Source organism: Streptomyces sp. NBC_00234 (assembly GCF_036195325.1).
Lineage (GTDB): Bacteria > Actinomycetota > Actinomycetes > Streptomycetales > Streptomycetaceae > Streptomyces.
Genome location: NZ_CP108101.1, coordinates 3,758,964 through 3,778,833, shown reverse-complemented (window position 1 = coordinate 3,778,833; position 19,870 = coordinate 3,758,964). Strand labels below are relative to the sequence as shown.

Annotated in this window: 18 protein-coding genes; 9 read left to right on the top strand and 9 right to left on the bottom strand. The window is 69.8% G+C overall.

Annotated elements, in window-relative coordinates; all coding sequences use genetic code 11:
- Window positions 1-61: 61 nt before the first annotated feature.
- The 4 genes from OG230_RS16340 (at window position 62) to OG230_RS16325 (ending at window position 2,538) form a co-directional block, all read left to right on the top strand.
- Window positions 62-220: a DUF4177 domain-containing protein gene (locus OG230_RS16340; protein ID WP_073492664.1), complete on the top strand. Its 159-nt coding sequence runs from the start codon at window positions 62-64 to the stop codon at window positions 218-220.
- Window positions 220-690: a RidA family protein gene (locus tag OG230_RS16335; RefSeq protein WP_328910950.1), complete on the top strand. Its 471-nt coding sequence runs from the start codon at window positions 220-222 to the stop codon at window positions 688-690. Before OG230_RS16340 ends, OG230_RS16335 begins: the two co-directional genes overlap by 1 nt.
- A 127-nt stretch (window positions 691-817) precedes the next feature.
- On the top strand, window positions 818-1,711 hold the full coding sequence (locus OG230_RS16330) for an NUDIX hydrolase (protein WP_328910949.1): 894 nt from the start codon (window positions 818-820) through the stop codon (window positions 1,709-1,711).
- Window positions 1,708-2,538, top strand: a complete 831-nt coding sequence (locus OG230_RS16325) for an MBL fold metallo-hydrolase (protein WP_328910948.1) — start codon at window positions 1,708-1,710, stop codon at window positions 2,536-2,538. The genes OG230_RS16330 and OG230_RS16325 overlap by 4 nt, the downstream gene beginning before the upstream one ends.
- 108 nt (window positions 2,539-2,646) lie before the next feature.
- Here the strand turns inward: OG230_RS16325 and OG230_RS16320 are convergent, their stop codons facing one another.
- Window positions 2,647-3,321: a Crp/Fnr family transcriptional regulator gene (locus tag OG230_RS16320; protein ID WP_014046869.1), complete on the bottom strand. Its 675-nt coding sequence runs from the start codon at window positions 3,319-3,321 to the stop codon at window positions 2,647-2,649.
- A 355-nt stretch (window positions 3,322-3,676) separates the two neighbouring features.
- Here OG230_RS16320 and nth point away from each other — a divergent pair, with 355 nt between their 5' ends.
- The 3 genes from nth to OG230_RS16305 all read left to right on the top strand — a co-directional run bounded on the left by nth (window position 3,677) and on the right by OG230_RS16305 (window position 6,657).
- Complete coding sequence (nth, locus tag OG230_RS16315) at window positions 3,677-4,534, top strand: endonuclease III (RefSeq protein WP_443051591.1); 858 nt, start codon at window positions 3,677-3,679, stop codon at window positions 4,532-4,534.
- Between the two features lie 95 nt (window positions 4,535-4,629).
- On the top strand, window positions 4,630-5,358 hold the full coding sequence (locus OG230_RS16310) for an NUDIX hydrolase (protein ID WP_328910946.1): 729 nt from the start codon (window positions 4,630-4,632) through the stop codon (window positions 5,356-5,358).
- A 99-nt stretch (window positions 5,359-5,457) separates the two neighbouring features.
- A complete protein-coding gene (locus OG230_RS16305; RefSeq protein ID WP_328910945.1) occupies window positions 5,458-6,657 on the top strand; it encodes a MarP family serine protease in 1,200 nt (399 codons plus the stop codon).
- A gap of 78 nt (window positions 6,658-6,735) precedes the next feature.
- On the opposite strand, the gene OG230_RS16300 is transcribed toward OG230_RS16305, so the two are convergent.
- The 6 genes from OG230_RS16300 to OG230_RS16275 form a co-directional block, all read right to left on the bottom strand.
- The gene (locus tag OG230_RS16300; protein WP_328910944.1) at window positions 6,736-6,939 is read right to left on the bottom strand and encodes a hypothetical protein; all 204 of its coding nucleotides are present in this window, start codon (window positions 6,937-6,939) and stop codon (window positions 6,736-6,738) included.
- Window positions 6,940-7,044: 105 nt separating this feature from the next.
- Window positions 7,045-8,022 carry an alpha/beta fold hydrolase gene (locus tag OG230_RS16295; RefSeq protein WP_328910943.1) on the bottom strand — a complete coding sequence of 326 codons (978 nt, stop codon included), beginning with the start codon at window positions 8,020-8,022 and terminating at the stop codon, window positions 7,045-7,047.
- The gene (locus OG230_RS16290) at window positions 8,019-8,549 is read right to left on the bottom strand and encodes a phage holin family protein (protein ID WP_328910942.1); all 531 of its coding nucleotides are present in this window, start codon (window positions 8,547-8,549) and stop codon (window positions 8,019-8,021) included. The genes OG230_RS16295 and OG230_RS16290 overlap by 4 nt, the downstream gene beginning before the upstream one ends.
- 39 nt (window positions 8,550-8,588) lie before the next feature.
- The gene (nhaA, locus tag OG230_RS16285; RefSeq protein WP_328910941.1) at window positions 8,589-9,995 is read right to left on the bottom strand and encodes a Na+/H+ antiporter NhaA; all 1,407 of its coding nucleotides are present in this window, start codon (window positions 9,993-9,995) and stop codon (window positions 8,589-8,591) included.
- 236 nt (window positions 9,996-10,231) lie between these two features.
- Entirely contained in the window at window positions 10,232-12,229 is a 1,998-nt protein-coding gene (gene acs, locus OG230_RS16280) for an acetate--CoA ligase (protein ID WP_328910940.1), read from the bottom strand.
- A gap of 156 nt (window positions 12,230-12,385) precedes the next feature.
- Complete coding sequence (locus tag OG230_RS16275) at window positions 12,386-14,908, bottom strand: bifunctional SulP family inorganic anion transporter/carbonic anhydrase (protein ID WP_328910939.1); 2,523 nt, start codon at window positions 14,906-14,908, stop codon at window positions 12,386-12,388.
- A gap of 284 nt (window positions 14,909-15,192) precedes the next feature.
- Between OG230_RS16275 and OG230_RS16270 the strand changes: the two genes are divergently transcribed.
- Window positions 15,193-16,512 carry a hypothetical protein gene (locus OG230_RS16270; RefSeq protein ID WP_328910938.1) on the top strand — a complete coding sequence of 440 codons (1,320 nt, stop codon included), beginning with the start codon at window positions 15,193-15,195 and terminating at the stop codon, window positions 16,510-16,512.
- Window positions 16,513-16,579: 67 nt separating this feature from the next.
- Here the strand turns inward: OG230_RS16270 and OG230_RS16265 are convergent, their stop codons facing one another.
- Window positions 16,580-17,575, bottom strand: coding sequence for an ATP-binding protein (locus OG230_RS16265; protein ID WP_328910937.1), 996 nt, complete (start codon window positions 17,573-17,575; stop codon window positions 16,580-16,582).
- 102 nt (window positions 17,576-17,677) lie between these two features.
- Here OG230_RS16265 and OG230_RS16260 point away from each other — a divergent pair, with 102 nt between their 5' ends.
- A complete protein-coding gene (locus OG230_RS16260) occupies window positions 17,678-18,502 on the top strand; it encodes an oxidoreductase (protein ID WP_328910936.1) in 825 nt (274 codons plus the stop codon).
- Window positions 18,503-18,965: 463 nt separating this feature from the next.
- Here OG230_RS16260 and OG230_RS16255 read toward each other — a convergent pair whose 3' ends face one another.
- Window positions 18,966-19,805, bottom strand: coding sequence for an HAD family hydrolase (locus OG230_RS16255; protein ID WP_328910935.1), 840 nt, complete (start codon window positions 19,803-19,805; stop codon window positions 18,966-18,968).
- Window positions 19,806-19,870 lie beyond the last annotated feature (65 nt).

The following is a 19,870-nucleotide window of genomic DNA, read 5'->3' as shown; positions in this document are numbered from 1 at the left end:
TAACCAGTCGTGCCCCGGGCTACGCACGAGACCGTACGTGCCAGGCATTACAGTCGGCCCTATGACCAAGTGGGAATACGCGACCGTGCCCCTTCTCGTGCACGCGACCAAGCAGATTCTGGACACCTGGGGCGAGGACGGCTGGGAGCTCGTCCAGGTCGTCCCCGGCCCGAACAACCCCGAGCAGCTCGTGGCCTACCTGAAGCGGGAGCGCGCGTAATGGCGGGCGCCGTCGAGGCGCGCCTCGCGGAGCTCGGCCTGACGCTCCCGGACGTCGTGCCGCCGCTGGCCTCGTACCAGCCGGCCGTGCAGTCCGGGGTGTACGTCTACACCTCCGGCCAGCTGCCGATGGTGGACGGGAAGCTCGCGGTGACCGGCAAGGTCGGCGCCGAGGTCACGCCCGACGAGGCGAAGGAGCTCGCCAGGACGTGCGCGCTCAACGCCCTCGCGGCCGTGAAGTCGGTCGCGGGCGACCTGGACCGGATCGCGCGGGTCGTGAAGGTCGTGGGCTTCGTCGCCTCGGCCTCCGACTTCACCGGCCAGCCGGCCGTGATCAACGGCGCGAGCGAGCTGCTGGGCGCGGTCCTCGGTGACAAGGGCGTGCATGCGCGCAGCGCCGTGGGCGTCGCGGTGCTGCCGCTGGACGCGCCGGTCGAGGTCGAGGTCCAGGTCGAGCTCGTCGACGCCTGATCCGTCCTCCGTACGCCACACATGATCCCGTCCGGTCCCGGTGACCGGGCGGGATCATGCATGTACGGGGCATGTACGGATCACCGCGGCCCTCGAACATCGGGACGGTTCCGGATAGCCTCCGGCCATGTCCAATGGTCAGTGGTACCCACCGGAATGGCCCGACCGGATCCGGGCCCTCGCCGCAGGCGAGCTGACAGCCGCGACCCCCAGGCGCGCCGCGACCGTGATGCTGCTCCGGGACCCTGCCGCGGACACCGCGGGCGGGCCGGCCGTGCACATGCTGCGCCGCCGCGCCTCCATGGCCTTCGCCGGGGGCGCGTACGCCTATCCGGGTGGCGGAGTCGATCCGCGCGACGACGACCGCCTGGTCGGCTGGGCCGGGCCGTCGCTGGAGCACTGGGCCGGGCGGCTCGGCGTCGAGACGGTCACCGAGGCACAGGCCATCGTCTGCGCCGCCGTGCGTGAGACGTACGAGGAGGCGGGCGTCCTCCTGGCGGGTCCGACCGCCGGCACGGTCGTCAGCGACACGACGGGGGCGGACTGGGAGGGGGACCGCGAGGCGCTGGTCGCCCGTGAGCTGTCCTTCGCCGAGTTCCTCGACCGGCGGGGTCTGGTGCTGCGCTCCGACCTGCTCGGTGCGTGGGCGCGCTGGATCACCCCGGAGTTCGAACCGCGCCGCTACGACACCTGGTTCTTCGTCGCCGCGCTCCCGGAGGGCCAGCGCACCCGCAACGCGTCCACGGAGGCCGACAGGACCGTGTGGATCGCCCCGGGCGAGGCGGCCGACGGCTACGACCGGGGCGAGCTGCTGATGATGCCGCCCACCGTGTCCACGCTGCGGACGCTCAGGCCGTACGGGACGGCCGCCGAGGCCCTGAAGGCGGCGGACTCCCAGGACCTCACTCCCGTACTCGCACAGGCCCGCCTGGACGGCGACGAGCTGGTGCTGAGCTGGCCGGGGCACGATGAGTTCACCAAACACATCCCCACCGGGAAGGCCGGAGGCGAGGGCGCATGAGCGACGCGGCGGCACTTCCCGGGCAGCCGCGGGGCGGAGTGCTCTCCGGTCCCGCCACCACGCGTACGGTCAACGTCCTCGCCCCGAACGCCTCGCCGATGACGCTGGACGGCACCAACACCTGGATCGTGGCCGAGCCCGGTTCGGACCTGGCGGTCGTCATCGACCCGGGCCCGCTCGACGAGGCCCATCTGCGGGCGGTGACGGACGCCGTCGAGCGCTCCGGGCGGCGTGTCGGGCTCACCCTCCTCACCCACGGCCACGCCGACCACGCGGAGGGCGCGGCGCGCTTCGCCGAGCTGACCCGTACGAAGGTGCGCGCCCTGGACGCGGCGCTGCGCCTGGGCGACGAGGGGCTCGGGGCGGGCGATGTGATCACCACCGGCGGACTCGAACTGCGGGTGGTGCCGACGCCCGGGCACACCGCGGACTCGCTCTGCTTCCACCTGCCGGCCGACCGGGCGGTGCTGACCGGCGACACCGTCCTGGGGCGCGGCACCTCGATGGTGGCGCACCCGGACGGGCGCCTGGGCGACTATCTGGACTCGCTGCGGCGGCTGCGCTCGCTGACGGTCGACGACGGGGTGCACACCGTCCTTCCGGGCCACGGCCCGGTCCTGGAGGACGCCCAGGGGGCGGTCGAGTTCTATCTCGCCCACCGTGCGCACCGTCTCGCCCAGGTGGAGACGGCCGTGGAGGCCGGACACCGGTCGTCCTCGGAGGTGGTGGCCCACGTGTACGCGGAGGTGGACCGCTCCCTGTGGCCGGCTGCGGAGCTGTCGGTGCGGGCCCAGATGGAGTACCTGAGCGAGCACGGGCTCATCTAGCGCTCTCGTTTGGTCAGGGCACCTTCCAGGAGCCTTCTCCGGGCGGCCGGGAACGCGGAAGGGCCCCGCCGTCCGGCGGGGCCCTTCGTGCACGAATCAGGTGCGGGGTCAGCGCGAGCGCTTCGCCAGCCGCTCCACGTCCAGCAGGATCACCGCGCGAGCCTCCAGGCGCAGCCAACCGCGCCCGGCGAAGTCCGCGAGCGCCTTGTTGACCGTCTCGCGGGAGGCGCCGACCAGCTGGGCCAGCTCTTCCTGGGTCAGGTCGTGCACGACGTGGATGCCCTCCTCCGACTGCACGCCGAAGCGGCGCGACAGGTCGAGGAGCGCACGGGCGACACGGCCCGGCACGTCGGAGAAGACCAGGTCGGACATCTGGTCGTTGGTCTTGCGCAGCCGGCGGGCGACGGCGCGCAGGAGCGCGGTGGCCACCTCGGGGCGTGCGTTCAGCCAGGGCTGGAGGTCGCCGTGGCCGAGGCCGAGCAGCTTGACCTCGGTCAGGGCCGTCGCCGTCGCCGTGCGCGGGCCCGGGTCGAAGAGCGACAGCTCTCCGATGAGCTCGCCGGGACCGAGGACGGCCAGCATGTTCTCGCGTCCGTCGGGGGAGGTGCGGTGGAGCTTCACCTTGCCCTCGGTGACCACGTACAGGCGGTCACCCGGGTCACCCTCGTGGAACAGCGCGTCTCCGCGCGCGAGGGTCACCTCACTCATCGAGGCGCGGAGCTCCGCGGCCTGCTCGTCATCGAGCGCCGCGAAAAGCGGGGCGCGCCGCAGAACGTCGTCCACGAGTTCTCTCCTTGTCGGCCTGTTCAGGGAACCGTGGTCCCCATGATGCCGGACGGTAAAACAGTGCGATCAATCACAAACCAGTTTGACGCACGGACGTGCCGGACCGTACGGCAGGGGGCCGATTGGGCGCGGATGCGCAGTGACCGGGGCGGATGTCAGTGTCGGGCTCTAGGCTGGCCGGGTGTCCAGAACGCCGGTGAGAGTGCAGGTCGAGGGGGCTGATGGGGTGTCGGAAGGCCCTGATTCCGCTGTGGGCGAACGGTTCGCGCGTCGCTCCAAAAATGCCACAAAACGCCCGGATGAGACCACTGCGGGGAAGCCCGCGACGAAGGCTGTGAAGACGACGAAGGCAGTGACGGCGACGGAGAAGACGGCGACAGAGAAGACGGCGACGGGGAAGTCGGCGGCACCGGCGAAGAGGGCCGGGGCCCCGAAGAAGGCGAAACCGGAATCGCACCTCGCGATGGTCCGCCGCGCCCGCCGGATCAACCGCGAGCTCGCCGAGATCTATCCGTACGCCCATCCGGAGCTGGACTTCCGGAATCCCTTCGAACTCCTCGTCGCCACCGTGCTCTCGGCGCAGACCACCGACCTGAGGGTCAACCAGACCACTCCCGCGCTGTTCGCCGCCTACCCGACCCCCGAGGACATGGCGGCGGCCGTCCCCGAAGAACTGGAAGAGCTCATTCGGCCGACCGGCTTCTTCCGGGCCAAGACCAGGTCGCTGATAGGGCTGTCGGCCGCGCTCAGGGACGACTTCGGCGGCGAGGTCCCCGGCCGGCTCGCCGATCTCGTGAAGCTGCCCGGTGTGGGCCGCAAGACCGCCAACGTCGTCCTGGGCAACGCCTTCGGGGTCCCCGGCATCACGGTGGACACCCACTTCGGCCGGCTGGTGCGCCGCTGGAAGTGGACCGACCAGGAGGACCCGGAGAAGGTCGAGGCGGACGTGGCCGCGATCTTCCCGAAGAGCGAGTGGACGATGCTCTCGCACCGCGTCGTCTTCCACGGCCGCCGCATCTGTCACTCCCGCAAGCCCGCCTGCGGCGCCTGCCCCATCGCCCCGCTCTGTCCTTCGTACGGCGAGGGAGAGACGGACCCGGAGAAGGCGAAGAAGCTCCTGAAGTACGAGATGGGCGGCTACCCGGGCCAGCGCCTCAGCCCCCCGCCCGACTACCCGGGCAAACCGGCACCGCCCCTCGGGGCCGAATGAGGGACGGGCACCCGGCCCGAGCCGCACGAAACCGAGCGAAATGGCCCCGGAACGAAATGGCCGACGACAGGCGTTGTGAAACGGAGGGGGTGCATATGACGCACGCACAGAGCACACGGTCCGCTCCGACCGGGGCGAGCGGCACGCCCGACACCGACCAGGTCCCCGTCACCACCGAGGGGTTGCCCGACTGGCTCGACCCCGTCGCCCGCGCGGCGCGGAGCATCCGGCCCCAGCAGCTCAGCCGCTTCCTGCCGCCCGAAAGCGGCGCGGGCCGCCAGTCCGCCGTCCTGATCCTCTTCGGCGAGGGAGAGCGCGGCCCGGAGCTGCTCCTCATGAAGCGCTCCAGCTCGCTGCGCTCGCACGCGGGCCAGCCGTCCTTCCCCGGCGGCGCCCTGGACCCCGAGGACGGTGACCCGGCCACCACGGGACCGCTCAGGGCCGCGCTGCGGGAGGCCGAGGAGGAGACGGGACTCGATCCGAGGGGCGTCCAGATCTTCGGCGTACTGCCCCGGCTGTACATCCCGGTGAGCGGCTTCGTGGTGACGCCCGTCCTCGGCTGGTGGCGGGCACCGAGCCCGGTCGGTGTCGTCGACCCGGCCGAGACCGCCCGGGTCTTCACCGTCCCCGTGGCGGATCTCACGGATCCCGCCAACCGGGTGACCACCGTGTATCCCAGCGGCCATCCGGGCCCGTCGTTCCTGGTCGAATCCGCTCTCGTCTGGGGTTTCACGGCCGGCGTGATCGACCGGATCCTGCACTACGCGGGCTGGGAGCGTCCCTGGGACCCGACCAGACAGGTGCCGCTCGACTGGCGCCCATGACAGGCTGACTGCTCAATCCCGTGCTGCGCTGCTCCGGCCCGGCCCGGACCCCGTCGGACGGATGACGGGCCAGGTGACGATTCTGCGAGGCTAGAGACGGTGAACGTGCTGGACATCCTGCTGTTGGTCGGCGCCGTGTGGTTCGCGGTCATCGGCTACCGCCAGGGTTTCGTCGTCGGCATCCTGTCGGTGATCGGCTTTCTGGGCGGCGGACTCGTCGCCGTCTATCTGCTGCCGTTCATATGGGACCAGGTGACCAACGGCTCCGAGGTCTCTTCCACGGCCGCGATCGTCGCGGTCATCATCGTGATCGTCTGTGCCTCCGCGGGCCAGGCGTTCACCACCCATCTGGGCAACAGACTCCGCCGGCACATCACGTGGTCGCCCGCGCGCGCCCTGGACGCCACCGGCGGCTCACTGGTCAACGTGGTGGCGATGCTCCTGGTCGCCTGGCTGATCGGCTCCGCCCTGGCCGGCACCTCCCTGCCGACGCTCGGTAAGGAGGTCCGCAACTCGAAGGTCCTCCTCGGCGTCTCGCGTGTGATGCCCGATCAGGCGTCCACCTGGTTCACCGACTTCTCCTCGGTGCTCGCTCAGAACGGCTTCCCGCAGGTCTTCAGTCCCTTCGCCAACGAGCCCATCACCGAGGTCCAGGCCCCGGACCCGGCGCTGGCCGGCAGCCCCGTCGCCGCCCGCGCCAAGAAGTCCATCGTCAAGGTCGTGGGTATGGCGCCCAGTTGCGGCAAGGTTCTCGAAGGCACCGGCTTCGTGTTCTCCGACCGTCGCGTCATGACCAACGCCCATGTCGTCGGCGGAGTCGACGAGCCGACCGTGCAGATCGGCGGCGAGGGACGGCTGTACGACGCGAAGGTCGTCCTCTACGACTGGCAGCGCGACATCGCCGTACTGGACGTGCCGGACCTCGAAGCGAAGCCGCTGCGCTTCACCGAGGACGACGCGGAGACGGGCGACAGCGCGATCGTCGCGGGCTTCCCGGAAAACGGCGCCTACGACGTACGGTCCGCCCGGGTCCGCGGACGCATCAACGCCGACGGTCCGGACATCTACCACCGGGGCACCGTCCGCCGCGATGTGTACTCGCTCTACGCGACCGTGCGGCAGGGCAACTCCGGTGGCCCGCTGCTCACTCCGGACGGAAAGGTGTACGGAGTGGTGTTCGCCAAGTCCCTCGACGACCCGGACACCGGGTACGCGCTGACGGCCGACGAGGTCCGCCAGGACGTCGAGCGCGGCCGGACCGCCAACCAGCAGGTGGACAGCCAGAACTGCGCGCTCTAGGGAGTGTCCGCAAAGTATCGCCGGCCAGACGAGACTTCGCGGACACGACCTAGGCCCTGTCGTCAGAAGGTGGCTGCGTCATCCACGGGGATGGCGCAGCCGCGCCGAGAACCAGCGGGCCCGGCGGCGGAGAATGCGCGGAATTCCAAGCTGGGGATCATGAAAATCATGCACATCGTGCACCCGGCCCTGTGGGCCGCCCCCCTCATGAGTGCTCGGACCGACCGTTGCGGTCGAGCGGCGGTTGCGTGCTGCGTCACCGAAGTCGTGCGTCCAGCCCATACCCCGACGTCTGCCCGTGACCCAAGGTCGGTAATCGTGCGGGAGTCAGCCAATTGGCCTATGCGGCAGGCAATTGGCTGTTCGTCGGACACGCGTGCCACCGGGCTAGCGGTCGGGCTCGGGATCCTTGAGCCAGTTGATGAGTTCGGTCGAGAACCCCACCGGGTCCTCCTCGTGGGGGAAGTGCCCCAGACCGTCGAAAAGTCGCCAACGGTACGGCGCTTCCACGTACTCACCGGACCCCGCGGAACTCCGCGTACGGACCGCCGGATCGAGTGAACCGTGCAGATGCAGCGTCGGTACGCGCACCGGCCGCTTCATCCGCCGGTTGAACTGGACACCGTCCGGCCGGGCCATGGAACGCACCATCCAGCGGTACGGCTCGATCGAGCAGTGCGCCGTCGACGGGATCGCCATCGCGCGACGGTAGACGTCCAGCGCTTCGTCGTCGGGGAACTCCGGGGTCCGCGGTCCCGCCCACTCCGTGATCAGCCGGCCCACGAGGGCCGCGTCGTCCGCGACGAGCCGGCGCTCCGGCAGCCACGGCTGCTGGAACCCCCAGATGTACGAACCCGCCCTGGACTGCGAGAAGTCGGAGAGCATCGAGGACCGCCAGCGGCGGGGGTGCGGCATGGAGGACACCACGAGCCGACGCACCAGCTTCGGCCGCATCACGGCCGCCGTCCAGGCGAGATAGCCGCCCAGGTCGTGGCCGACCAGCGCCGCGTCCGGCTCGCCGAGCGAGCGGATCACGCCGGTGACGTCGAGGGCGAGGTTGGCGGGGTCGTAACCCCGGGGCGTACGGTCGCTGCCGCCGACCCCGCGCAGGTCCATGGCCACCGCCCGGAACCCGGCGTCGGCGAGCGCGGTCATCTGGTGGCGCCACGTCCACCAGAACTGCGGGAAGCCGTGCAGCAGGAGCACCAGAGGCCCGTCGCCCAGCTCGGCGATGTGGAAGCGCGCACCGTTGGCCGCCACATCCCGGTGGATCCACGGACCGTCGAGGCGTACGGGACTGCCGGAACCGGCCGGGCCCTGGGGGCCTGGTGCCGGACCGGACGCGCTGGAATCGGGGACGGTCATGTGGACGAGCGTGCCACAGCCGACGCCTTGTCCTGGACCGGGCCGCTTTCGATGGCCTTGTCCAGCATCGTGCTGCCGGCGGCCGGAAGGACCGTACCGGGCACTACCTCGGGACGGGGGTGGGGCTTGACGCCCTGGAGGACGGCGGCGGTCTGCTTGGCCGACGCGATCGACTTCTCCGGCGGCTTGACCTTCTTCAGCTTGGCCCAGCCGAACAGCGCCAGCAGGATTCCCAGCAGGATGAACGCGCCGCCGACGATCAGGAACGACCAGGCGAGGCCGAGGCCCAGATTGTGGATTCCGTACGCCGCCGCGAAGCTCAGCACCGGAATCGCGAACAGAATCAGCACGCCCGTGACGATGAACGCCACACTGCCGATGACGCCGCGCTTCACGTCCTGGCGTACTTCGGCCTTGGCCAGTGCGATCTCGTCGTGCACCAGTGCCGACATCTCGGCCGTCGCCGAAGCGACCAACTGTCCGAGACTGCGGTCGCCACTGCCCGCGTAGTTGCCGGGGTCGCTCATCCCTGACTCCCTCTCCTCTTCAACACATCCGGTGTCAGATCATGCCGGACTGTCCGTCTCGCTGCTCGTTGCCCCCGCCGCCCGGGCCAGACGCCGATGCTCGGCGGCCTTCTTTTCGAGGATCGCGGCCATCCGGAGGTGGTACTCCGGATTGTCCTGCTCGTAGATGTCGGGGATGCCGTCCTCGTCCTCGTCGAGCTCCTCGGCGTCGAAGAGGGCTCTGTATGTGCGTACCCGCAGTTTGAGCAGTACACCGGAGAGTACGGCCGCGATCAGGGACCCCACGAGCACGGCGGCCTTGATGTCGTTGACCGTCTCGCCGTGGCCCTCGAACGCGAGTTCCCCGATGAGCAGCGAGACGGTGAAGCCGATTCCGGCGAGCGAGGCGACGGCGAAGACGTCCGCCCAGGCCAGGTCCTTGTTGAGCTCCGCCTTGGTGAAGCGGGCGGCGAGCCAGGTGCCGCCGAAGATGCCGAGCGTCTTGCCGACGACCAGGCCGAGGACGACACCGAGCGTTTCGGGCTGGGTGAAGACGCCGGCGAGCGCGTCGCCCTTGAGGGAGACGCCGGCGGAGAAGAGAGCGAACAGCGGTACGGCGAAACCGGCCGACAGCGGGCGGACCAGGTGCTCGATGTGCTCGCCGGGGGAGTGCGCCTCGCCTTCACGTGTCGTGCAGCGCAGCATCAGGCCCATGGCGACACCGGCGATGGTCGCGTGGACGCCGCTGTTGTACATCAGCCCCCAGATGACCAGGGCGAGCGGCACGTAGACGTACCAGCCCCTGACCTCGGCCCGCAGCAGGAAGTAGAAGACGGCCAGGCCGACGAAGGCTCCGCCGAGCGCCAGGAAGTCGATGCTGTCGGTGAAGAAGACCGCGATGATCAGGATCGCGAAGAGGTCGTCGACCACGGCGAGGGTGAGCAGGAACGCGCGCAGCGCGGCCGGAAGCGAGGTGCCGATGACCGCGAGGACGGCGAGCGCGAAGGCGATGTCGGTGGCGGTGGGGACCGCCCAGCCGGCCGTGGAACCGTCGCCGAGGACCACGGTCAGGAGGTAGACGAGGGCCGGGACGGCCATGCCGCAGAGTGCGGCGATGACCGGAAGCGCGGCGGCCTTCGGGTCGCGCAGTTCACCCGCGACCAGTTCACGTTTGAGCTCGACACCCGCGACGAAGAAGAAGATGGCCAGGAGCCCGTCGGCGGCCCAGTGCGTCACGGAGAGGTTGAGCCCCAGCGCCTCGGGCCCGAAGTGGTAGTGGCTGACCGATCCGTAACTTCCCGCGAAGGTGTTCGCCCAGATCAGTGCGGCGACGGCGGCGACCAGCAGGATGATGCCGCCGACGGTCTCGGTGCGCAGCGCTTCGGCGACGTAGTTCCGCTCGGGCAGAGGAAGGCGGCCGAGGACGGTACGGCGGGGGGAAGGCGGGGTGGGGGTGGGCGCGGCCACGGGTGGAGACCTCCGGGTCGGTACGGCAGCGATGGCATGGCTGTAGCACTTGCCGACCAGACTTCCCGGCGCACCTTGTGGAGATTTCTTATTACGTTGTTGACGGAGCCATCACTGTACCTGTGGCGCCGGAGCCACATCGAGCGATCTTCACACTAAACGCCCGAGGGGCACCCGGCTCGTTGCCGGGTGCCCCTCGGGGCTGTACGGGAGTGGCTGCGGCTGCCGGTCCTCGGTCAGTCCTCGGACGAGGAGGACGGCAGCTGCGTGGTGATGAGATCCATGACCGAGGAGTCGGTGAGCGTGGTGACGTCTCCCAGCTCGCGGTTCTCGGCGACGTCGCGCAGCAGGCGGCGCATGATCTTGCCGGAGCGGGTCTTGGGGAGTTCGGCGACCGGCAGGACCCGCTTGGGCTTGGCGATCGGGCCGAGCGTGGTGCCGACGTGGTTGCGCAGTTCGGCGACCAGCTCGTCGGAGGCGGTCGCGGTGCCGCGCAGGATGACGAAGGCGACGATGGCCTGGCCGGTCGTCTCGTCGGCGGCGCCGACGACGGCGGCCTCGGCGACCGAGGGGTGCGACACGAGGGCCGACTCGACCTCGGTGGTCGAGATGTTGTGCCCGGAGACGAGCATGACGTCGTCGACCCGGCCGAGGAGCCAGATGTCGCCGTCCTCGTCCTTCTTGGCGCCGTCGCCCGCGAAGTACTTGCCTTCGAAGCGCGTCCAGTAGGTGTCGATGAAGCGCTGGTCGTCACCCCAGATGGTGCGGAGCATCGAGGGCCACGGCTCGGTGAGGACGAGGTAGCCGCCGCCCCCGTCCGGAACCTCGCGGGCCTCGTCGTCGACGACGGTGGCGGCGATGCCGGGCAGTGCGCGCTGCGCCGATCCGGGCTTGGTGGCGGTGACTCCGGGCAGCGGCGAGATCATCATCGCGCCGGTCTCGGTCTGCCACCAGGTGTCCACGATCGGGCAGGTGTCGGCGCCGATGTGCTTGCGGTACCACATCCATGCCTCGGGGTTGATCGGCTCACCGACCGATCCGAGGACGCGAAGTGACGACAGGTCGAACTTGGCGGGGATGTCGTCGCCCCACTTCATGAACGTGCGGATCGCGGTCGGCGCGGTGTAGAGGATGGTGACGCCGTACTTCTGGACGATCTCCCAGAAGCGCCCCTGGTGCGGGGTGTCGGGCGTGCCCTCGTACATGACCTGCGTCGCGCCGTTGGCCAGCGGGCCGTAGACGATGTACGAGTGGCCGGTGACCCAGCCGATGTCGGCGGTGCACCAGTAGACGTCGGACTCCGGCTTGAGGTCGAAGACCGCGTTGTGGGTGTAGGCCGCCTGGGTGAGGTAGCCGCCCGAGGTGTGCAGGATGCCCTTCGGCTTACCCGTCGTGCCCGAGGTGTAGAGGATGAAGAGCGGGTGCTCGGCCTCGAACGCCTCGGGGGTGTGCTCGGCGGACTGGCGGCCGACGACATCGTGCCACCAGACGTCGCGTCCCTCGGTCCACGCGGTGTCCTGACCGGTGCGGCGCACCACGAGGACGTGCTCGACGCTCTCGATACGGGAGACGGCGTCGTCGACCGCGGGCTTGAGCGCGGAGGGCTTGCCGCGGCGGTATCCGCCGTCGGCGGTGATGACGACCTTGGCGTCCGCGTCCTGGATGCGGGCCGCGATGGCGTCGGCGGAGAAGCCGCCGAAGACCACCGAGTGCGCGGCACCGATGCGGGCGCAGGCCAGCATCGCGACGGCGGCTTCGGGGATCATCGGCAGATAGACGGCGACCCGGTCGCCGGCGGTCACACCGAGTTCGGTGAGGGCGTTGGCGGCGCGCGAGACCTCGTCCTTCAGCTCCGCGTAGGTGATGGCGCGGCTGTCGCCGGGCTCGCCCTCGAAGTGGATGGCGACCCGGTCGCCGTTCCCCGCTTCGACGTGGCGGTCCACGCAGTTGTACGCGACGTTGAGCTTGCCGTCCGCGAACCACTTCGCGAAGGGCGGGTTGCTCCAGTCGAGCGTCTCGGTCGGCTCGGTGGCCCAGGTCAGGCGGCGGGCCTGCTCGGCCCAGAAGCCCAGCCGGTCCGCCTCGGCCTGCTCGTACGCCTGCGATGTCACGTTGGCGTTCGCGGCCAACTCGGCAGGCGGAGCGAATTTCCGCTCTTCCCGAAGCAGGTTGGCGAGGCTTTCGTTGCTCACGACTTCTCCCAGTCCCAGGGTGTCCGTTGTGTCCCGGGGCATAGCTCATCAGGCCAAAGGCCGGGTGACAAGTGTCTGCCGGGAATTGGTTTAGACCTGTGTTCTCGTGTATGGGGCCACCGGCCCCGCTTCCGCAAGCAGTTCCGTGCGGTGCGGAAGCGGGACCACAAGGTCTCACGGACCGGGCGGGCCTGCGGTTCAGGCGTCGAGGGCGGTGCTGAGGTCGGTGCCGGGGCCGACCCGGTCGAAGACCTCGTCAGGACCCGTACCGGCGCTGGCTCCTTCGGCCAGCAGATACGCCTGCGCCTCTCCCACGTGGAAGTACATGCCGTGCAGCTCCAGCGTGCCTTCGGCCAGCCGGCGGGCCACCGACTCGTGCGCCCGCAGGTGGTCCAGCTGCTGGACCACATTGGTGAGGCAGAGCTGCTCCACCGCGTCGGTGGGCAGCCGTCCGGAGATCCGGGCCCAGGAGTGGTGACGCGAGGCCATTCGCTCCAGGCTCGGCAGGCCGTGCCGCAGCCAGCGCCACAGGGGCGTCCGGGGGGTGCGCGGCTCAGCGCCGAGCAGCGCCTGCATGGCACCGCAGCCGGAGTGTCCGCAGACGGTGATGGAGCCGACCTTCAGCACGTCCACCGCGTACTCGATGGCGGCGGCCACCGAATCGTCGCCGCTCTCGGTGGTCTCCGTGTCCGGCGGGGGGACGAGATTGCCGACGTTCCGCACGGTGAAGAGGTCGCCCGGGCCGCTCGACGTGATCATGCTGGTGACCAGCCGGGAGTCGGCACAGGTGATGAAGAGCTGGGAGGGCCGCTGGCCCTCTGCGGCCAGCCGGGCCAGCTCCTCGCGCACCAGCGGGGCCGTGTTGCGCTGGAACGAGCTGAGGCCGTTGAACAGACGGTGGGCACCGGCCGGTCGTGGAGCTGCGCCTGTCGCACTGCTTTCGCCGACCGCATCGCCGGTCCCGCTGGTGCCGTCGGGCTGACCGGGGCCGGATGCGCCGCGGCACGACGGATCCTGGGCCGTGAACTCGGTGGTGCCTGCGGTGGCGTGCTCGGACCGGTCGTGGCAGTGGTGGTTGCGCCAGGGGGTCCACGGGCGGCAGCAGGAGTGCGCCGCCGCAGCGGGCTCGGCGACCCGGCCGCCCGATCTTCCGGTGAAGACGACCTGGCCACCCTGGGCGATCTGGGCGCTGCGCCAGTCCTGGATCGCCTCGAACGCCGCGTGGTCCATGAAGAAGCCGTCCAACTCGACGATCGCATCGACCCCGTGGGGGAGTTGGCCGAGGGTCCGGCTGAGCCGCGGTACCGCAAGGAACGTCAACTGTCCGCGGACCGTGACCAGATGACGGCCGTCCTGCTCGGTCACGGTGATCCTCGTGCGGGCCAGCCGGTGCAGGGCGACGGCGACCGCCACCGCGATGCCGAGCACCACCCCCTTCAGCACGCCGAAGACGACCACGCCCGTGATCGTCGCGCCGTACACCAGGAATTCGCGGTGCTTGTGGACGTTACGGATGTGGGCGAAGCTCACCATCTGGATGCCGACCATCATGACCAGGGCGCCGAGCGCGGCCAGCGGAATCCATTCGAGCACCGTGACCAGCAGGGCGGCGGCCAGCAGCACCCAGAGACCGTGCAGCACTGTGGCCGCGCGGCCGGTCGCCCCGGCCCTCACATTCGCCGAACTGCGCACGGCGCCACCGGAGATGGGCAGCCCGCCGAGCAGCCCCGCCAGCGAGTTGGCGATGCCCTGACCGCACAGCTCGCGGTCGAGGTCGGAGCGTTTGACCGGCTCGTGGCCGAACGGCCCGCCTCCGGAGCGGTCGGCCGCCCGGTCCGCGGCCATCTTGTCGACGGCGACCGCCGCGAGAAGTGACTCCAGACTCGCCACCAGCATGACGGTGAACACGGCTGTGGCCAGGGCGAGAACCGGCCCCTGCGGCATCTCGGGAAGGGCGTGCGAGCGCCAGGACGGGAGGTCGACCCGGGCGATTCCGGGAGTGGCGAGGGCGGCGACCGCGGTCGCGATCACCACGGAGGCCAGCGCGGCGGGGATTCTCCGCGCCAGGTGCCCGGCACGTCCCGGGAGGCGTGGCCACAGCACCAGCACGGCGATGGTCAGCGAGCCGATGAGCGGAGCGGCCGGACTGATCCGCTCCAACTGGGCAGGCAGGGCGATGGCGTTGTCGACGGCGGAGCTCTGGGGCGAGCCGCCGAGCACGATGTGCAGCTGCGCCAGGGCGATGGCCACGCCGATCCCGGCGAGCGTGCCGTGCACGATGGCGGGGCTGACGGCGAGCGCGCTGCGGGCCGCTCTCAGCGAGCCCAGCAGGATCTGCAGAAGCCCGGCGCCGATGGTGATCGCACAGGTCGTCCGCCAGCCGTAGATCTGGATCAACTCTGCTGTGACGACGGTCAGTCCGGCGGAAGGGCCGCTGACCTGAAGAGGGGTGCCGCCGAGCAGTCCGGCGACGATGCCGCCGATGGCCGCGGAGACCAGACCGGCCTCCAGTGGGGCGTCCATGGCGACGGCGAGGCCGAGCGACATGGGGACTGCGATGAGAAAGACAGTGATCGACGCGGACAGGTCGGCGCCGGCGATGCGGAAGCGCCGTCCGCCGGGCGGCGGTGGCGGGCTGTGTGGTCGCTTGATTCCCGAGGCCCGGGAAGGGCGGGAACTGCGGGATGTGTGGTCATTGCGGGTGGGGACGCATGCAGACATGTTCCCGTCTCCTCCGGGGCAGCGCGGTCGCGGAATGTGGGGGACGCGGCCGTGGGTCACGGCGTGCAGCGGCGGGATTTCTCAACTCTCAGTAAACGAATCGTAATGCAGAGTAAAGATACGTGTCCATGATCTAGGGCAAATGGTCCGTTGGCCCACCCAATCAGGTGAATATGCAGCTTTTCATTCGGCCTGTCGTCCTGGTTGCTCGGAGCTGCGTGCGAGGTTGACCGCGCCGTGTCAGCACTTCGATGCACATAACCTGCAAGGAAGAGGGTGGGCGGATGATGGCCGCCACGAAGAGGATCGCCATGGGTGTCATGGCGACGGCACTGGTCGCGGGTCTGGCAGGCTGCGCCGGCTCCGGGACGGGATCGGGATCGTCCGGCTCCGGCGCCGAGAAGGTCGGCAAGGGAGCCCACGGGCCGAAGGAGGACGCTCCGGCCGCCGCCCCCAAGAGCAAGGTCCAGCTCATCGGCGACGGTTCCACCGCCTTCACCGGGGTGCAGCCGAAACTTCCCGCTGCCGAGCGTCTGGCGCCCGGTCAGAAGCCCCCGCAGTTCGTGGTGTTCTCGTGGGACGGCGCGGGTGAGGACAGCCAGAAGCTGTTCTCGCACTTCCGCGAGGTGGCCAAGAAGAACAACGCGACCATGACGTACTTCCTCAGTGGCGTGTATCTGCTGCCCGAGGAGAAGCGGAACCTCTACAACCCGCCCCAGCACTCGGCGGGCCGCTCCGACATCGGCTTCAACGACACCAAGGGCATTCGCGACACCCTCACCGAACTGCGCGCCGCCTGGCAGGACGGCAACGAGATCGGCACCCACTTCAACGGCCACTTCTGCGGCAAGGACGGCGGGGTCGGGACCTGGTCCGTCGAGGAGTGGAAGAGCGAGATCCGCCAGGCGAAGTCCTTCGTGCAGAGCTGGAAGTCCAACGCTCCGGCCCTGAAGGCCGAGGCGCCACTGCCCTTCGACTACGACAAGGAACTCGTCGGCGGTCGCACCCCTTGCCTGGAAGGGCAGGAGAACATGGTCGCCGCAGCGCGGACGATGGGCTTCCGGTACGACTCCAGCGGCGTCGGCAACCAGGTCTGGCCCAAGAAGAAGGGCGGCGTCTGGGACCTGCCGCTCCAGCTCGTCCCCGTACCCGGCCGCGCCTTCGAGACGCTCTCGATGGATTACAACTTCATGTTCAACCAGTCCGGTACGACACAGGGCGACCCGGCCAAGCACGCGTACTGGGGCAACCAGATGCGCGACGGTCTGATCCAGGCGTTCGACCGCTCCTACAGCGGCAACCGGGCCCCGCTGATCATCGGCAACCACTTCGAGTCCTGGAACGGCGGCACCTACATGCGCGCCATCGAGGAGACGATCGAGACGGTCTGTACGAAGGAGGGCGTGCGCTGCGTCTCCTTCCGGCAGCTCGCCGACTGGCTCGACGCGCAGGACCCGGCCACGCTGGCCAAGCTCGGCACGCTCGGCGTCGGCGAGGCGCCGAAGGAGAGCTGGGCCGGCTACCTCGGCGCCGCGGCATCTCCCGGAAAGCCGGCCGCCGAGCCCGCCGGCAAGCCCGCTTCGGGCGAGCGGTCTGCCGGCTGACTTCCGGGCGGGGAGTGCGGCATCCGGGGCTGTGGTGCCCGGACCTCGTACTCCCCGCCGGACGCGGTCATGCGGGCTGAGCGACGCCCGTCCGCGCGTACCGCTCGTCGAGTACGAAGGCGGGGTCGACCTGGGCTGCCAGGTCGGCGCCCGTCTTGGCGTTGCCCCAGCTCTCCGCGTTCTTCAGATGGAAGTGGACCATCTGGCGCGTGTAGCGCTCCCAGTCGCGCTGCCCGTACGAATCCTCCGCGGCGTCCTGGAGGGCCTGGAGCGCCATCCGGTTGTCCGCCTCCAACAGCTCGAACCGGGAGGGCCGGCCCTTCTCCATCGAGCGCACCCAGTCCGAGTGGCCGACGCCCACCAGCAGGTCGTCGCCCACCTCCGCACGCAGGAAGTCCAGATCGTCCTGGCACTGGACCTTGTTGCCGACCACCCTCAGCGCGACGCCGAAGTCCCGCGCGTACTCCTTGTACTGGCGGTAGACCGAGACACCCTTCCGGGTCGGCTCCGCGACCAGGAACGTCATGTCGAAGCGGGTGAACATCCCGGAGGCGAACGAGTCCGAGCCCGCGGTCATGTCGACCACCACGTACTCGTCCGGGCCGTCGACCAGGTGGTTGAGGCACAGCTCGACGGCCCCGACCTTGGAGTGGTAGCAGGCCACACCCAGGTCCGACTCGGTGAACGGGCCGGTGGCCATCAGCCGGATCTCCCCGTCGTCGAGCCGGACCGTACGCGCGCAGGCGTCGTAGACCGGGTTGTCCTCGCAGACGCGCAGGAGCCGCGAGCCCTCGCCGGGCGGCGTCGTCTTGATCATCGTCTCGGCGGAGGCGATCCGGGGGTTGCTGCCCCGCAGATAGTCCTTGATGAGCGGGAGCTGCGCGCCCATGGCGGGCAGGGCGGCGGCTTCCTCCTCTTCGAGGCCGAGCGCGGCTCCGAGGTGCTGGTTGATGTCGGCGTCCACCGCGACGACATGGGCTTCATTGGCAGCGAGGTGGCGGATGAAGAGCGAGGACAGCGTTGTCTTGCCGCTGCCGCCCTTCCCCACGAAAGCGATCTTCATGTTCACCTAGGGTAGTGGTGCGACTGCGGTGCGCTGTCACACTTCGTGAAGAAGACCACTCCAAGGCGGTAAGGGTGTAGGGGGCGCGTAGCCTCGCTACTTATGAGTACGACTGCCTCAGATCCGCTCGCCGCGCTGGGCGCCCTGCCCGGCGTCCCCGATGCCGTGGACTCCGTACGCAAGGCCGTGGACCGGGTCTACGGCCACCGGGTCATGCGGCGCCGGAGCAACGAGATCACCGCGGAAGCGGCCCTGCGCGGCGCCCGCGGATCCGCGGCGCTCTCCGGCGCCGACTGGAATCTGGAGGAGGTGCGCCGGCGCACCGACTTCAGAGGTGACGACGAGGCCCGGACGATCGGCGCGGCCCTGCGGCTGACCGCCGAAGCGGGTCAACTGCTCTCCATCTGGCGGCAGTCGCCCCTCAGGGTTCTGGCGCGTCTGCACCTGGTCGCGGCCGGTGGTGCGTCGCCCGACGACGCCGTCGGACGGCCGCGACTGGCGGGAGAGGCCGTCGACGAGCCGCTGATCGAGGCTCCGGTGCCGGATGCCGACGAGGTCGCCGGACGGCTGGAAGGGCTCTCCGGGCTGATCATCGCGGGGAGCGCGGCGCCGGCTCTGGTCTCGGCTGCGGTCGTGCACGGTGAACTGCTGGCCCTGCGCCCGTTCAGTTCCTGCAACGGTCTGGTCGCGCGGACGGCCCAGCGGATCGTGCTGATCGGCAGCGGGCTCGACCCGAAGTCGATCTGCCCGGCCGAGGTGGGTCATGCGGAGCAGGGCCGGGCGGCGTACGTGGCGGCCTTCGAGGGCTATCTGACCGGGACGCCGGAGGGTGTGGCGGCCTGGATCGCGCACTGCGGCCGTGCGGTGGAGCTGGGCGTACGGGAGTCGACGGCCGTCTGCGAGGCGCTGCAGCGCGGCGCGGCGTGACGTTCTGACGGGGGAAAGGGTTGCGGCGGTACCGGAATCGGTACCGCCGCTGGCATGTCCACCGGGTTACCAAGCGTCCTCGTAATATGCCCATCAGGTCGGGAACTTAGCCCGTGCCCTGGTGCGGCTGGCCCGTAATCGACGGGTCGACGTCGCGTGGGTGCTCGGCTTTCATGCGCGGTCCGTGGGGCCGTTCTGCGTGTGAAGGTGATCCTCTCGGATGTCCTTGGTCTCGCGGGCCGTTGAGTCCTTTCTACTCCCCCGGGAGAGGAAGGGAAAGTGCTGGCTCGACTTCTTTACTTTTGGGTTCAAATACGGGCGAGTAGGACGTGCCGTGTCGCGCGTCGTCGTGGGCCCGTCGCGCACGGTCGCGAGACGTGCCGGGTTGGCGGCGCGTCCTGAAGTGGGCGCGCCCCGGAGGCGGCGGATGACGGGCGCGGGTGACAGGGGTTGGGGTTCGGGATCAGGTGGCGATCGTGGCCGCGCGGCGGCGGCTGGCGTACCAGACCAGTCCCGCGGTGAGGGCCGCCGCGCCCACGGCCGCCGCCGCCACGAGCGCCGGGCGCGGGGGCATCGAGAAGGCGGGCAGTCGCTGCTTGAGCCTGACCGGACGGTTGAAGACGAGAATCGGCCATTCCCGGATGGTCGCCTCGCGCCGGAGCGCGCGGTCCGGGTTGACCGCGTGCGGGTGCCCGACCGACTCCAGCATCGGTACGTCGGTCGCCGAGTCGCTGTACGCGTAGCACCGCGAAAGGTCGTACCCCTCCGACACCGCGAGCGCCTTGATCGCTTCGGCCTTCGTCGGCCCGTAGGCGTAGTACTCGATCTCGCCGGTGAAGCAGCCGTCGTCCCCGACGACCATCCTGGTGGCCACGACCCGGTCCGCGCCCAGCAGTTCCCCGATCGGCTCGACGACCTCCGCACCCGACGTGGACACGATGACCACATCGCGGCCCGCGGTGTGGTGCTCCTCGATGAGCGTGGCGGCCTCGTCGTAGATGATCGGGTCGATCAGGTCGTGAAGGGTCTCGGCGACGAGCTCCTTGACCTGCTCGACGTTCCATCCTTTGCAGAGCGCGGAGAGGTATTCGCGCATCCGCTCCATCTGATCGTGATCGGCGCCTCCGGCAAGGAAGACGAACTGTGTGTACGCAGTGCGCAGTACGTCACGGCGGTTGATCAGTCCGCCTTGGTAGAAGGACTTGCTGAAGGTCAGCGTCGATGACTTCGCAATGACCGTCTTGTCCAGGTCAAAGAAGGCTGCTGTGCGCGGCGAGAAGCAGTTTTCCACAAGGCTGAGCATAGGGGCCCACCATTCGGCGTAAACTCTCGCGTGTGGGTTTGCCTGAGAAGGCTCTCGGGTACACC

Bases quoted from the DNA above. Each gene is read 5' to 3' on its own strand.
- OG230_RS16270 (WP_328910938.1), top strand. From the start codon at position 15,193: ATGATGGCCGCCACGAAGAGGATCGCCATGGGTGTCATGGCGACGGCA.
- OG230_RS16325 (WP_328910948.1), top strand. From the start codon at position 1,708: ATGAGCGACGCGGCGGCACTTCCCGGGCAGCCGCGGGGCGGAGTGCTC.
- OG230_RS16335 (WP_328910950.1), top strand. From the start codon at position 220: ATGGCGGGCGCCGTCGAGGCGCGCCTCGCGGAGCTCGGCCTGACGCTC.
- OG230_RS16265 (WP_328910937.1), bottom strand. From the start codon at position 17,575: ATGAAGATCGCTTTCGTGGGGAAGGGCGGCAGCGGCAAGACAACGCTG.
- OG230_RS16275 (WP_328910939.1), bottom strand. From the start codon at position 14,908: ATGTCTGCATGCGTCCCCACCCGCAATGACCACACATCCCGCAGTTCC.
- OG230_RS16295 (WP_328910943.1), bottom strand. From the start codon at position 8,022: ATGACCGTCCCCGATTCCAGCGCGTCCGGTCCGGCACCAGGCCCCCAG.
- OG230_RS16340 (WP_073492664.1), top strand. From the start codon at position 62: ATGACCAAGTGGGAATACGCGACCGTGCCCCTTCTCGTGCACGCGACC.
- acs (WP_328910940.1), bottom strand. From the start codon at position 12,229: ATGCCCCGGGACACAACGGACACCCTGGGACTGGGAGAAGTCGTGAGC.
- OG230_RS16255 (WP_328910935.1), bottom strand. From the start codon at position 19,805: ATGCTCAGCCTTGTGGAAAACTGCTTCTCGCCGCGCACAGCAGCCTTC.
- OG230_RS16310 (WP_328910946.1), top strand. From the start codon at position 4,630: ATGACGCACGCACAGAGCACACGGTCCGCTCCGACCGGGGCGAGCGGC.
- OG230_RS16260 (WP_328910936.1), top strand. From the start codon at position 17,678: ATGAGTACGACTGCCTCAGATCCGCTCGCCGCGCTGGGCGCCCTGCCC.
- OG230_RS16330 (WP_328910949.1), top strand. From the start codon at position 818: ATGTCCAATGGTCAGTGGTACCCACCGGAATGGCCCGACCGGATCCGG.
- OG230_RS16300 (WP_328910944.1), bottom strand. From the start codon at position 6,939: ATGGGCTGGACGCACGACTTCGGTGACGCAGCACGCAACCGCCGCTCG.
- OG230_RS16290 (WP_328910942.1), bottom strand. From the start codon at position 8,549: ATGAGCGACCCCGGCAACTACGCGGGCAGTGGCGACCGCAGTCTCGGA.